The organism is Serratia sp. K-E0102 (genome assembly GCF_029962625.1).
GTDB lineage: Bacteria > Pseudomonadota > Gammaproteobacteria > Enterobacterales > Enterobacteriaceae > Serratia > Serratia sarumanii.
The window spans coordinates 4,932,048-4,944,851 of record NZ_CP124754.1; the positions used below are offsets into that span (position 1 = coordinate 4,932,048).

The following is a 12,804-nucleotide window of genomic DNA, read 5'->3' on the forward strand; positions in this document are numbered from 1 at the left end:
AGGTAGGAAAGTGAAAAAAACTGAGGCGCCACGGGGTTTTCATAGGAATTTTACCTATCGCGCCATCGTCGGCATTTCATGCCGGGCGCTAACGCGCTAAGCTCGGAAAATGACCGTTTGCCGCCCCGGCGCTCAAAACGCCGCGGGGCTTTGGCTATAATCAATGCTGAAACATGCCGTTTAAAGTTAAGGAAATCGTGAAGTAATGCCTACAGGACCAGACCAGGAACGCCGCCAGCCCGCACAAGACACGCCGCCGAAGCCGCTTATTGCCATCAAGACCGGCCATGAGACCCTCGACCGCCGCATCGGTGGTTTTTCACGTCTGATTGAACGTATCAAAGCCTGGCCGAGCGTAGCGCACCTGCTGCGCGCGGCCGAACGCTTTAACGATCGGCTGGGTAGCCAGTTCGGCGCCGCCATCACCTATTTTTCATTCCTCTCGCTGATCCCGATCCTGATGGTGTCGTTTGCCGCCGCCGGCTTCGTGCTGGCCTCCAATCCGGATCTGCTGGCCCGCTTGATCAACCGGATCGTCGGCAGCATCAGCGATCCGACGCTGGCCAGCACGCTGAAGAACACCGTCAATACCGCCATTCAGCAGCGCACCACCGTGGGGTTGACCGGTCTGGCGCTGGCGCTCTATTCCGGCATCAGTTGGATGGGCAATCTGCGCGAGGCGATCCGCGCGCAGTCGCGCGATGTCTGGGAGCGCAATCCGCAGGATCAGGAGAAAATCTACTTCAAATACACCCGCGATTTCATCTCGCTGACCGGCCTGGTGGTCGCGCTGATTATCACGCTGTCGCTGACCTCGGTCGCCGGGTCGGCGCAGGCGGCGATCGTCAACGCGCTGGGGCTGGACGGCATCGAATGGCTTCGGCCGGCGCTGACGACGATCGCGCTGTCGATCTCGATCTTCGCCAACTATCTGCTGTTCCTGTGGATTTTCTGGATGCTGCCGCGCCACAAACCGAAGAAAAAAGCGCTGCTGCGCGGCACCTTGCTCGCCGCCATCGGCTTTGAAGTGATCAAGTTCGTGATGACCATGACGCTGCCGCAGGTGGCGAAGTCGCCTTCCGGCGCGGCCTTCGGATCGGTGATCGGGCTGATGGCGTTCTTCTACTTCTTCGCTCGTTTGACGCTGTTTTGCGCCGCCTGGATCGCCACCGCCGACTACAAAGGCGACAAAGCGTTGCCGAAACGCGAGCCGCCAGCGCGCTGAAGCCATGCAATCGTGCCGGTGTTATCGCACACACCGGCACGTTTATCTGGTTAACAGCCAAAAAACCAGTCAATACATCTGAATCGCGCGGTGCGCCATCCGGAAACCAGCATAACAAACTGCCCAGTCACTTTTCTTTGCCGTTTTTACAGCCATTCCCTCTGCGCGAACTCCATTTCTCAACGTTTAACGCTGCAGAAAAGAATCCCGGTAAAACATTAGTCTTTTTAACCGGTTAGGAAAGGTGTTGCCCAAAGCTCCCGCGTTGAAAAGGCCGCATGCTGTCACTAAGATGGATTTTTACCCCCTCTAACGATAAGAAATATTATGCAAGCCACCATCGCACCCCCACTCGACGCCGACGAGGCGTCCACACCGGTGAACTCCCGCGGGAAAGTCATCGTCGCCTCGCTGGTCGGCACCGCCATCGAGTTCTTCGACTTCTACATCTACGCCACCGCCGCGGTGATCGTGTTCCCGCACATCTTCTTCCCGCAGGGCGACCCGACCACCGCGACGCTGCAGTCGCTGGCCACCTTCGCCGTCGCCTTTGTCGCGCGCCCTATCGGCTCTGCGTTGTTCGGCCACTTCGGCGATCGGGTAGGGCGCAAGGTCACGCTGGTCGCCTCGCTGCTGACCATGGGGATTTCCACCGTGCTGATCGGCCTGCTGCCAAGCTATGAAACCATCGGCATCTTCGCCCCTATCCTGCTGGCGCTGGCGCGCTTTGGGCAGGGTCTGGGGCTGGGCGGCGAATGGGGCGGCGCCGCCCTGCTGGCGACGGAGAACGCGCCGGCCAAAAAGCGCGCGCTGTACGGCTCCTTCCCGCAGTTGGGCGCGCCGATCGGCTTCTTCTTCGCCAACGGCACCTTCCTGCTGCTCTCCTGGCTGCTGAGCGACCAGCAGTTTATGGAATGGGGCTGGCGCGTGCCGTTCATCCTCTCCGCGGCGCTGGTGCTGATCGGCCTGTACGTTCGGGTATCGCTGCATGAAACGCCGGTGTTCGCCAAAGTGGCCAAGGCCGGCAAACAGGTGAAAGTGCCGCTCGGCACGCTGCTGAGCAAGCATCTGAAAGCCACCATCCTCGGCACCTTCATCATGCTGGCGACCTACACGCTGTTTTATCTGATGACGGTGTATTCGATGACCTACGGCACCGCGCCGCAGCCGCTGGGCCTCGGCTACTCCCGCAACAGCTTCCTGTGGATGCTGATGGTGGCGGTGATCGGCTTCGGCGTGATGGTGCCGATCGCCGGCCTGCTGGCGGATGCGTTCGGCCGCCGCAAGACCATGATCGCCATTACCCTGCTGATGATCGGCTTCGCGTTCCTGTTCCCGCCCCTGCTGGGTTCCGGCAATCAGGCGCTGGTGATGGGCTTCCTGCTGTGCGGCCTGAGCATCATGGGGCTGACCTTTGGCCCGATGGGCGCGCTGCTGCCGGAGCTGTTCCCGACCGAAGTGCGCTATACCGGCGCGTCGTTCTCCTACAACGTCGCGTCGATCCTCGGCGCGTCCGTGGCGCCTTATATCGCCACCTGGCTGGCGGCCCACTACGGGCTGTTCTACGTCGGCATGTACCTGGCGGCGATGGCCGGGTTGACGCTGCTGGCCCTGCTGTTGATGAAAGAAACCCGCCACCGGTCGCTGTGATCCCCTGCGGCCCCCTCACTGCGGGGGCCGCACGCGTTGTTCGTTTACTGTCATAAAACCGGGCTATGCTGGATGTTTCTCTCGGTAACAGGATCGGCCGATGTCTCTGCGTCGTGGGGTATTTGTCTGCGTTGCGCTGCTGGCGGCTCTCGCCATCGCGCTCTATTACGGGTTGAAGCCTGATCATCCCGATGCGCTGTGGCGCATCGTCAGCCAGCAATGTCTGCCCAATCAGCAAGCGCATGACAACCCGGCGCCCTGCACGCAGGTAGATGTGCTGGCCGGCTTCGTGGTGTTTAAAGATCGCAACGGGCCGCTGCAATACCTGCTGATGCCCAGCGCCAAAATCACCGGGATAGAAAGCCCGGCGGTGCTGGACGCCACTACGCCGAATTTCTTCGCCCAGGCCTGGCGCGCGCGCTACGTGATGGCGGAACGTTATGGCAAACCGATCGACGATGGCGATATTTCACTGGCGATCAACTCGGAATATGGCCGCACGCAAAACCAGCTGCACATTCATATCTCCTGCCTGTTGCCGGCGGTAAAACAGCGGCTGGCGCAGATCGGCCCCGATTTTATCGATCAATGGCAACCGCTGCCCGGCGGCCTGTTGGGGCATGACTATCTGGGGCGGCGGGTGACCCCCGCCGAACTGGAACAACAGGGCGCCTTCCGCCTGTTGGCTTCCGGCCTGCCGCGCGCCGAAGGGCGCATGGGCAGCTTCGGCCTGGCGATGACCGCGCTGCCGGACGGCGATTTCCTGCTGCTGGCGACCGAGCGCAGCCTGCTGCCGTTTACCCTGGCCTCGGCGGAAGAGATCCAGGATCACGACTGCCGGCTGCTCACGCCGCCGCCGCACGCCTGACTATTTTTTGCCTTTCATCTCCCGCAGGATCTGCCCGCACTGGTTCTCCTCGCCGCCTTCACTGGGTGAAACCAGCGCCAGCAGCGCCGCCGCCGGCGTCAGCACCGCGCCCAACGCCACCGCCGCCGCGCCGCGGGCGATCAGCGGCCCGGCTTTGACGCCGGCGTCGGGGTGCTTGAAGGTGCCTTTCACGTACAGCGGCGAGCGCAGGGTCAGCACGCGCATCCCCTTGCTTTCCGGATCGATGGACAAATCCAGCCGTTCGGTGGCGAGGTTGGTGTTGCCGGTGATGTTGATCACCGCGTTCTCGGTGTCGAACACAAACAGCCGTGGTGCGGCGACGCCGTTGCGGATGCCGACATCCGCCGCCGCGCAGTTGATGCCCACCACATCGTCACCGAACAGCTGCGCCACCAGATAGTTGCCGACGTTCAGACCGAGGATTTCCATCAGGCTGCGGCTGATCACCCCGTTATTGATCAACAGGCGCAGGTCGCCGTTGCTGGTCGCCAGCAGCTCGGCTACCGAATTGCCGCTGCCCGTCAGCCTGGCGTCGCCGTTCATCTGCCCGAGGCTGCGCTTCATCGCCGCCACGTTCGGCAACAGCTGTTTGAGCTGGAGTTTGCGCGCGTGCATATCCACCTGGCCGCGCATCGGCTTTTTGCCGCCGTCGAGGCGCACCACGGCGTTCAGGCTGCCGCCCGCCATGCCGAAGCGCAGCGGATCCAGGCGCAGTTCGCCATTGTTCAGCTTCAGATGCGTGGCCAAATCGCTCAGCGGCAAATCGCTGCCGCGTTCGATACGCGCGGCGGCAAACTTCACGTCCGCATCCATCTTGCGCCAGCTTTGCGTATCGAACTGTTCGACCGGCAGCACTTTATCCGCCGGCTGGCGGCTCTTCTCGCCGCGCCCGGCTTTGGCGGCGTTGGAGTCCGCGCCGATCAGCGGTGCCAGATCCGCCAACCTCAGCTGCCGGGAGCGCACCGCGCCGCTCAGCGTCGGCCGCGGCTTACCGGCAACGTATTTCAAATCGCCGTGAATGTCGCTGTCACCGATTTTGCCGTCGAATTTCTGATATTCGAACACGGCGCCGCCCGGCTGATGCAGGCGGGCAATCAGATGGCCATCGGTCGCATACGGCGGCGTGTTCGGCAGCAGCACGCCGGTCAGGCCATAGAGATTACCCAGGCTTTCGCCGGAAAATTTCAGCTGCACGTCCAGCCCGCCGAGGTTCAGCGGATCGGTCAAGGTGCCCGCCACCGCCACTCGGGTACTGCCGGAGCGCACGTCGGCCTGCAGCGGGAACGGCAGATCGGCGCTCTGCAGCGACAGCATGCCGCCAATCTTGCCGCTGCCGCTCAGCGGCTCGCCGTTGTATTTGCCCTTGACCTGCCAACCGAAGACGTAGTCAGGAGTGGCGGCCTTGCCGCTGCTCTGTTTGCCGGTCACTTCACTGAACGGCAGCGGTTTGCCGAGCGGATCGATGACGGCGCGGAAGTCCGCCTTCAGCGTGGCGTCTTTAAAGGCGATCTGCCCCTTGTCGAACACGATGTCGTGAACGGTGAACGACCAGTCGGAAGGCGGTTGCTGCGGATCCTGGCCAGCGGCCAGGTCAAACGTCCAGTTGTTGTCGCCGTTGGCCAGGCGTTGCAACGACGCATTCGGCTGCTTGAGCCAAATGCGCGGGATCAGCAGTTCTTTCTTCAGCAACGCCAGCGGTGCGATGCTGGCGTCGACGCGCTGCAGCGTCACCATGCTGTCGCCGGGCATGTTTTTCGGGTTACCCAGCCACACGTCTTCGGCGTGAATATGCGGCCAGGGCACCCAGGCGCGCCAGCCGCCCTCATCCCGGTTACGCGACCAGTCGACGCCCAGATCGCCGCGGATGGCGAACGGCCGCCGCAGTTCGGCCGACACTTTGTCGTTGATGGTGGGCTTGAGTCGATTCCAGTCGAAGGTAGCGATGAAGATCGCCAGCGCGGCGACCGCCAGCAGCACAATGCCGCCCAGCCAGCTGAAAACCTTTCCTGTTCTTGTCATAGGGCTCCCTCAGCACATAAACCGGGCTGCCGAATGAAAGGAAAAGGAATGAGCAGCCCCGTTTAAGATTAGCTGAGGATAGGCCGGAGTTCACGCCGGCGCGCCGGGCGCGGCGAACAGCGTCGGTACGCTGTGTAAAGTTTCAAAGCATGCCGGGCGGGAAAGATAGTAACCCTGCGCGGCCAACGCGCCGGAACGCTGTACCAGCCGCCACTCCTGCTCGGTTTCCACGCCTTCGACGATCACCCCGTCGCTGTGCTGGTTCATCATCTTGATCAGGGTGCCGAGCAGCTGCACGCCCTCTTCAGACTGTTTAAGCAAGGTGAACAATTCGCGCGCTACCTTGATGTATTGATAGCGCCAGGCGCCGACGGCGGAGAAGTTGGCCAGCCCGCTGCCGAAATCGTCCAGCCACAGCCGTTCGCCGCCGACCATCTGGTGCAACGGGCGGTTTGACGCTGTTTCGGCGTGCTCCACCAGTTCGAAGCGCAGATAGGGCATCTCGGCGATCTGCCGCTGCAGCTCGCTATGGCGCTGCAACGCTTGCAGCGCCATGCCGTCGATATTGACCGACACCATCACCGCGTGGCGAATGAACAATGCCTGCCAGCGCTGCAACAGCTCCAGCTGTTCCTGGATCACCCGCAAACGCTGGGCGACGCCGAGCGAGGCAAAATACTGTTCCGGGGATTGCCGTTTGTTCGGTTCATTCGGGTGATATACCGCCGTCAGCAGTTCCACCGCCAGCAGCGCGCCGCTGGTGCGATAAATCGGCTGGAAGGTATACAAGCGCCGGCATTGCCGCCAGTAGCGCCGCGATTTGGCGCAGGCATAAAGGGCAAAACAGGGCGCCAGCAGACCCGAGATCAGGTTGGTTATCATCGGTACTATCGCCGTGGCGGGGAAGTGAGAGCGCTGCCGCTGTTTCTTTACCCAGCTTATCGGCCGCGCCGCGCAAAACTTTAAGCACGAATTGCCGCACGGTTTCTTCTTCACCCTGTTTTGGCATGGGCCGATCGCGATCATAAAAAAATCAAAACACCGTTTTAATTTATTGACTCCCTCACCGCCTTGCGTGGAGACTGGCGGTTGTTGCTTCTTCTTTAGCCAGGGCTTATTGACGATGACTATCCGAAATCTCGCCGTGATCGGCGAATGCATGATCGAACTGTCGCAGCAGGGCGCACAGCTGACGCGCGGCTTTGGCGGCGATACCCTCAACACCGCCGTCTACCTCGCCCGCCAAATGCCGGAACAGACGCTGCAGGTGCATTACGTCACCGCGCTCGGCACCGACAGCTTCAGCGGCGAGATGCTGCAGGCCTGGCGGCAGGAGAAGATCGAGACCGGGCTGATTCAGCGGTTGGAAAACAAACTGCCGGGCCTGTACGTGATCGAAACCGACGCCGCCGGCGAACGCACCTTCTACTACTGGCGCAACGACGCCGCCGCCCGGTATTGGCTGGCGGGCCCCCAGGCCGACGCACTGTGCGCCCGGCTGGCGCAGTTCGATTACCTGTATCTCAGCGGCATTAGCCTGGCGATCCTCGCGCCTGCCGACCGCACGAAGCTGCTGGCGCTGTTGCGCCGCTGCCGCGCCAACGGCGGCCAGGTTATCTTCGACAATAACTATCGCCCGCGCCTGTGGCACAGCCGTGAGGAAACGCAGCAGGCCTACCGTGAGGTGCTGGCCTGCACCGACATCGCCTTCCTGACGCTGGATGACGAAGAGCTGCTGTGGGGAGCGCAGCCGGTTGAACAGGTGGTGGCGCGCACGCAGGCGCTCGGCGTCGGTGAGATCGTTATCAAACGCGGCGCGGATGCCTGTCTGGTGTTCAGCGTGGAGGGAGAGCGGCTTGAGGTGCCGGCGATCGCGCTGCCGCCGGAGCGCGTGGTGGATACCACCGCGGCGGGCGACTCTTTCAGCGCCGGTTACCTGGCGGTACGCCTGAACGGCGGCAGCGCCCAACAGGCGGCGCAGCGCGGCCACCTGCTCGCCGCAACGGTGATCCAACACCGCGGCGCCATCATTCCCGCCGAGGTCATGCCGGAGGCATAAAAAAGCCGGCATCGCTGCCGGCTCTGTGTGCTTTGCCTTGCGGGAAATCAGCCCGCAACGGCGATGCGTTTCATGTCGGTCATGTAGCCACGCAGTTTGCGGCCGACGGTTTCGATAGGGTGGCTGCGCACCGCTTCGTTCACGTCACGCAGCTGCGCGTTGTCCACCGCCGTACCCGCCACGGCTTTGCCCAAATCGCCCGCCTGCAGGGTGGTCATGAAGTCCTTCAGCAACGGCACCGCCGCGTTGGCGAACAGGTAGTTGCCGTACTCTGCGGTATCGGAGATAACCACGTTCATTTCATACAGACGCTTACGCGCAATGGTGTTGGCGATCAGCGGCAGCTCGTGCAGCGACTCGTAGTAAGCCGACTCTTCGATGATGCCGGCATCGACCATGGTTTCGAACGCCAGCTCAACGCCCGCTTTCACCATCGCCACCATCAGCACGCCGTGATCGAAGTACTCTTGCTCGCTGATTTTGCCTTCAAACTGCGGCGCATTCTCGAACGCGGTTTTGCCGGTCTCTTCGCGCCAGGTCAGCAATTTCACGTCGTCTTCCGCCCAGTCGGCCATCATGCCGCTGGAGAAAGCGCCGGAGATGATGTCGTCCATGTGCTTCTGGAACAGCGGCGCCATGATGGTTTTCAGCTGTTCGGACAGCGCATAGGCACGCAGCTTGGCCGGGTTGGACAGGCGATCCATCATCAGGGTGATGCCGCCCTGCTTCAGCGCTTCGGTGATGGTTTCCCAGCCGAACTGAATCAGTTTCTCGGCGTAAGCCGGATCGGTGCCCTCTGCAACCAGCTTGTCGAAGCACAGCAGCGAACCCGCCTGCAGCATGCCGCACAGAATGGTCTGCTCGCCCATCAGGTCGGATTTCACTTCGGCGACGAAGGAGGACTCCAGCACGCCGGCGCGGTGGCCACCGGTCGCCGCCGCCCAGGCCTTGGCGATCGCCATGCCTTCGCCTTTCGGATCGTTTTCCGGGTGAACCGCAATCAGGGTCGGCACGCCGAAGCCGCGTTTGTACTCTTCGCGCACTTCGGTGCCCGGGCATTTCGGCGCGACCATCACCACGGTGATGTCTTTGCGCACCTGCTCACCCACTTCAACGATGTTGAAGCCGTGGGAATAACCCAGCGCCGCGCCGTCTTTCATCAGCGGCTGCACTGCGCGCACCACGGAAGAGTGCTGCTTGTCGGGCGTCAGGTTGACCACCAGATCCGCCTGCGGGATCAGGTCTTCGTAGGTGCCGACCTTAAAGCCGTTTTCGGTCGCCTTGCGCCAGGAAGCGCGCTTCTCGTCGATCGCTTCTTTGCGCAGGGCATAGGCGACGTCCAGGCCGGAATCGCGCATGTTCAGCCCCTGGTTCAGCCCCTGGGCGCCACAGCCGACAATCACCACTTTTTTACCTTTCAGGTAGCCGGCTTCGTCAGCAAATTCGTCGCGCGCCATAAAGCGGCATTTACCCAATTGCGCCAACTGCTGACGCAGGTTCAATGTGTTGAAATAGTTAGCCATGGTGGTACTCCGGTTTGATGTTGTCTTGCATTGTTATTTTCATTCCCCGCCCTGTCTGTGCGGAGATTCGTTAAACTCAATGTATAACAGGAAATGCGTTGCTTAAATTGATATATTAAGAACGTGATATTGCAATTTATGCAACATACTCACTGCGAGCGTATCGATATGGATTTACGTGATTTAAAGCTGTTCCTGCATCTGGCCGAAAGCCATCACTTCGGGCGCACCGCCAAGGCGATGCACGTCAGCCCGTCGACGCTCTCCCGCCAGATCCAGCGGCTGGAAGAGATCCTCGGGCAGCCGCTGTTCCTGCGCGATAACCGCACCGTGCAGCTGACCGACGCCGGCGAACAGCTGAAAGAATTCGCCCAGCAAACGCTGCTGCAATATCAGCAGCTGAAGCACTCACTCGGCCAGCACGGCCCTTCGCTCAGCGGCGAACTGCGGCTGTTCTGCTCGGTGACCGCGGCGTACAGCCACCTGCCGCCGATCCTCGATCGCTTCCGCGCGCAGCACCCGCTGGTGGAGATTAAGCTGACCACCGGCGACGCCGCCGACGCGGTCGACAAGGTGCAATCCAACGAGGCCGATCTCGGCATCGCCGGCCGGCCGGAAACGCTGCCCGCCAGCGTGGCGTTCACCAAAATCGGCGAAATCCCGCTGGTGCTGATCGCGCCGGCGCTGCCCTGCGCGGTGCGCAGCCAGGCGTTCGCCGACAGGCCCGACTGGGCCGAGATCCCGTTCATCCTGCCGGAGCACGGCCCTTCGCGAAAACGCATCGAGCTGTGGTTCCGCCGCCACCGCATCAGCAATCCGCTGATTTACGCCACCGTCGGCGGCCACGAAGCCATCGTGTCGATGGTCGCTCTGGGCTGCGGCATCGCGCTGATCCCGAGCGTGGTGGTGGACAACAGCCCGGAGCCGGTACGTAACCGCATCTCGCAGCTGGATAACATCTCGATGGTCGAACCGTTCGAGCTGGGAGTCTGCGTCCAGAAAAAGCGCCTCAGCGATCCGCTGATCGACGCCTTTTGGCGCTTGCTGCATCCCCGCTGACGCAGGGTTTACAGATCCGCCGGATCGATCTGCTTCATCGTCTCTACCTGCATCAGCCAGTGGTAGAGCGGCTCAAGCTGCAAAAATGCCCCGGCCAGCAGCGGCACCAGATCGGCACTGAACAGCTTTTCCACTTCGCTGTCGGTCACCATCACCGCAAACGACTTGCGGTTGTACCAGGTGGCGATCTCCGCCGCCTGTTCCTTCACCAGCGGGCGCTTGTAGCTCTCGCCCACCAGCTCGAACGGCGGCCGGCAGCAGGCGGCCACCTCAAGGAAAGGCTGCGGCCGCTGCCTCAGCGTATGACGGAACAGATCCATGGTCGGCTTGTTGGCGCTGTAGTAGCCGAGCCCATAGCGCAGCATGTCCGGCCCCAGTTCGAAAAAGTAGACCGGCGCGTCTTTCCAGTCTTTGCTCGGGCGCTTGAACGTCAGCCACATGCGGCTGCGGTAGCGCGATTTGTCATGTGAAAAACGCGTATCGCGATGAATGCGCGACAGCGTTTTGCCGATCGCCGGGCGAGTCTCGAACAGCGGATCGATCGCCAGCATGCCGGGAGCCAACTGCTCCACCAGCGCGCGAAACGGCGCCAGCAGCTCGCGATCGTAGATGTCGCGGTTGCCGTCGAACCACGCCTTATCGTTCTCGATCCGCACCTGCTGCAGGAAATTCAGACCCTGCTGGCTAAAGCCGGAGAAGGGTTGCGTCATAAGTTTTTCCGTTCTGACGGTTTATCGGGTGTTGCGCAGATCTTCTCTCTGCCAACGGCGTTTGATAAATACGCGCCGACGCGTGCGAAAATAAGCGACATAGAGATAGAACGCCGCCCGGTTGCTGAATAGCGCCCCGCCAACCACGCCCCCCAGCAGCATGGCGACAGTGGCGATGCCGGTCATCCCCGCCGCCCACGCCGCCGCGGCGCCAAGGCAAAACAGGCCGAGCATGCCAAGGTAATATTGCAGCAATACCACCCCGCTGTTTTTACCCTGCACCAGTTGGAACAGGATCAACGTCATCCACACCGCCACGATCGCGCCGCTGCCCATGAGAACGGCGGCGGAAGTCTTGCCGCTCCAGGCGGCCGCCACGTCCGTGGCCAGGCCCATCACGCCCGCCAGCCCCAGCGTCAGGCAAACCATCAGCAACATGACATTGCCGACGCCCGGCGGCGACAGCCGCTGGCCCGGCGTCAGGAAATGCTGCTCGAGCTGCGCATCCACACCGGCGAAAAGCGCGCCATCGCGCGCCGCGATTTGGCGTTCCATCTCCCGGCCCTGCGCGATCAGGCGTTTAATCATCCAGTCCGCCATTACCTCACCATCTGCGGCAATTTCTGCATAATGCCCACAAAATACTGCCCGGTGGTTTTCACATTCACCGGCGCAGACAGGGTGCCGCTGATGCCGCTGCCCACGAACGTCAATGAGTTATTGAGCGCCGAATGCAATTGCTGGCGCAGCCCGTTTTGGATCGCTTCCGTCGGGTAGCGCTTCGGGTATAAGCCGTTCTTCACCATCTCTTTCAAGACGTTATTGGAAATTCCCGGATTTTCCGCCCGAATGATATTTTCGGTCAGCCGCTTCCTTTCGCTACGGGGCATGCTTTTCAGCCATTCCGTCGCCTTGCGCGCCGAAATGCGGCGCATGGCGCGGTAGGTCATCGTCGCTTCCTTCAGGGCAGCCCCGGCACTGGCCAGCGAGATCACATCGAGCACGGTACTGGTAGCGATATACCACTGTTCTGAGTCGAGCTGAGCCAGTTCATCGCCTTTCCCGTCATAAAGCTTGTTGACGCGGTACAGCCCATTGCCGCACTGCAACGCGCTGGCAGCCATGCCGGCATAACCCAGATAAGCCACCGCCGAGCTGGTGCCGCCGGTAAACGGCACGGCGACGCTGCCCGACGCCAGTAAAAATACCGATACCAGCAGCGTTCCGCATGACAGCGCGGCCGAGGCCAACTCTTTGCTGACGCTGGGTTTGCTCAACGCTTCCGACAGCGTATTGGTCGCGGCAACGCGTGAAGTATGAGCCACCGTTTTGCTGATGACCACGTGGGTAACCTGCGAAGCGTTTGAGTAACCGGTGTGCTGCGTCGGGCGGACTAAAAATGAGTTCTGCCCGTCGGAAAAAATAATGCCCACGCCATGAAAGGCGAGGCTGCAGTCCAGCGAGTCCTGCAAGGCTTGCAGATTAATATCGCGATAGAATTCTTGTACGCCGGTATTGCCCAACAGGCGGGCAAACTCGGCGTTGGTCAAATCGTCTTCGGGGGAACCGAACGGCGTAGAAAAAGCGGTTTTCATTGTCGTGCATCCCTATACGTCAGAAGTCTTGGCAGTATAAAAATGCACGACAAAATCACAACCATGCAACCCATA

The 12,804-nt window shown here is 61.5% G+C and carries 11 protein-coding genes; 5 read left to right on the forward strand and 6 right to left on the reverse strand.

What is annotated here, in order from left to right; translation table 11 throughout:
* The first annotated feature begins 205 nt into the window (after positions 1 to 205).
* From yhjD to SSARUM2_RS23285, 3 genes are all read left to right on the forward strand, one after another.
* Entirely contained in the window at positions 206 to 1,225 is a 1,020-nt protein-coding gene (gene yhjD / locus SSARUM2_RS23275) for an inner membrane protein YhjD (RefSeq protein ID WP_049234782.1), read from the forward strand.
* 327 nt (positions 1,226 to 1,552) lie between these two features.
* Complete coding sequence (locus tag SSARUM2_RS23280; RefSeq protein ID WP_033636402.1) at positions 1,553 to 2,875, forward strand: MFS transporter; 1,323 nt, start codon at positions 1,553 to 1,555, stop codon at positions 2,873 to 2,875.
* A gap of 100 nt (positions 2,876 to 2,975) precedes the next feature.
* A complete protein-coding gene (locus SSARUM2_RS23285) occupies positions 2,976 to 3,743 on the forward strand; it encodes a CDP-diacylglycerol diphosphatase (protein ID WP_060453106.1) in 768 nt (255 codons plus the stop codon).
* On the opposite strand, the gene SSARUM2_RS23290 is transcribed toward SSARUM2_RS23285, so the two are convergent.
* Positions 3,744 to 5,783, reverse strand: coding sequence for an AsmA family protein (locus tag SSARUM2_RS23290; RefSeq protein ID WP_060423902.1), 2,040 nt, complete (start codon positions 5,781 to 5,783; stop codon positions 3,744 to 3,746).
* 90 nt (positions 5,784 to 5,873) lie between these two features.
* Complete coding sequence (gene pdeH / locus SSARUM2_RS23295) at positions 5,874 to 6,665, reverse strand: cyclic-guanylate-specific phosphodiesterase (RefSeq protein ID WP_060425255.1); 792 nt, start codon at positions 6,663 to 6,665, stop codon at positions 5,874 to 5,876.
* A 241-nt stretch (positions 6,666 to 6,906) separates the two neighbouring features.
* Between pdeH and SSARUM2_RS23300 the strand changes: the two genes are divergently transcribed.
* The gene (locus SSARUM2_RS23300; RefSeq protein ID WP_060439646.1) at positions 6,907 to 7,842 is read left to right on the forward strand and encodes a sugar kinase; all 936 of its coding nucleotides are present in this window, start codon (positions 6,907 to 6,909) and stop codon (positions 7,840 to 7,842) included.
* 47 nt (positions 7,843 to 7,889) lie between these two features.
* Here SSARUM2_RS23300 and ilvC read toward each other — a convergent pair whose 3' ends face one another.
* Positions 7,890 to 9,365, reverse strand: a complete 1,476-nt coding sequence (gene ilvC / locus SSARUM2_RS23305) for a ketol-acid reductoisomerase (RefSeq protein WP_033636408.1) — start codon at positions 9,363 to 9,365, stop codon at positions 7,890 to 7,892.
* Between the two features lie 168 nt (positions 9,366 to 9,533).
* On the opposite strand from ilvC, the gene ilvY reads away from it, so the two are divergent.
* Entirely contained in the window at positions 9,534 to 10,424 is an 891-nt protein-coding gene (ilvY, locus tag SSARUM2_RS23310; RefSeq protein ID WP_033636409.1) for an HTH-type transcriptional activator IlvY, read from the forward strand.
* 8 nt (positions 10,425 to 10,432) lie between these two features.
* Here ilvY and SSARUM2_RS23315 read toward each other — a convergent pair whose 3' ends face one another.
* Genes SSARUM2_RS23315 through SSARUM2_RS23325 form a run of 3 tightly spaced genes read right to left on the reverse strand, consistent with a single transcriptional unit; the run spans position 10,433 to position 12,729 of the window.
* On the reverse strand, positions 10,433 to 11,134 hold the full coding sequence (locus tag SSARUM2_RS23315; RefSeq protein WP_060425248.1) for a DUF2461 domain-containing protein: 702 nt from the start codon (positions 11,132 to 11,134) through the stop codon (positions 10,433 to 10,435).
* A gap of 21 nt (positions 11,135 to 11,155) precedes the next feature.
* Positions 11,156 to 11,734: a hypothetical protein gene (locus SSARUM2_RS23320; protein ID WP_049234775.1), complete on the reverse strand. Its 579-nt coding sequence runs from the start codon at positions 11,732 to 11,734 to the stop codon at positions 11,156 to 11,158.
* A complete protein-coding gene (locus SSARUM2_RS23325; protein ID WP_033654501.1) occupies positions 11,734 to 12,729 on the reverse strand; it encodes a hypothetical protein in 996 nt (331 codons plus the stop codon). Before SSARUM2_RS23325 ends, SSARUM2_RS23320 begins: the two co-directional genes overlap by 1 nt.
* Between the last annotated feature and the right edge of the window lie 75 nt (positions 12,730 to 12,804).

Excerpts from the sequence above, each read along its gene's own strand:
- pdeH (WP_060425255.1), bottom strand. The coding sequence starts at position 6,665 with ATGATAACCAACCTGATCTCGGGTCTGCTGGCGCCCTGTTTTGCCCTT.
- yhjD (WP_049234782.1), top strand. The coding sequence starts at position 206 with ATGCCTACAGGACCAGACCAGGAACGCCGCCAGCCCGCACAAGACACG.
- SSARUM2_RS23290 (WP_060423902.1), bottom strand. The coding sequence starts at position 5,783 with ATGACAAGAACAGGAAAGGTTTTCAGCTGGCTGGGCGGCATTGTGCTG.
- SSARUM2_RS23315 (WP_060425248.1), bottom strand. The coding sequence starts at position 11,134 with ATGACGCAACCCTTCTCCGGCTTTAGCCAGCAGGGTCTGAATTTCCTG.
- ilvY (WP_033636409.1), top strand. The coding sequence starts at position 9,534 with ATGGATTTACGTGATTTAAAGCTGTTCCTGCATCTGGCCGAAAGCCAT.
- SSARUM2_RS23325 (WP_033654501.1), bottom strand. The coding sequence starts at position 12,729 with ATGAAAACCGCTTTTTCTACGCCGTTCGGTTCCCCCGAAGACGATTTG.
- SSARUM2_RS23320 (WP_049234775.1), bottom strand. The coding sequence starts at position 11,734 with ATGGCGGACTGGATGATTAAACGCCTGATCGCGCAGGGCCGGGAGATG.
- SSARUM2_RS23280 (WP_033636402.1), top strand. The coding sequence starts at position 1,553 with ATGCAAGCCACCATCGCACCCCCACTCGACGCCGACGAGGCGTCCACA.
- SSARUM2_RS23285 (WP_060453106.1), top strand. The coding sequence starts at position 2,976 with ATGTCTCTGCGTCGTGGGGTATTTGTCTGCGTTGCGCTGCTGGCGGCT.
- ilvC (WP_033636408.1), bottom strand. The coding sequence starts at position 9,365 with ATGGCTAACTATTTCAACACATTGAACCTGCGTCAGCAGTTGGCGCAA.
- SSARUM2_RS23300 (WP_060439646.1), top strand. The coding sequence starts at position 6,907 with ATGACTATCCGAAATCTCGCCGTGATCGGCGAATGCATGATCGAACTG.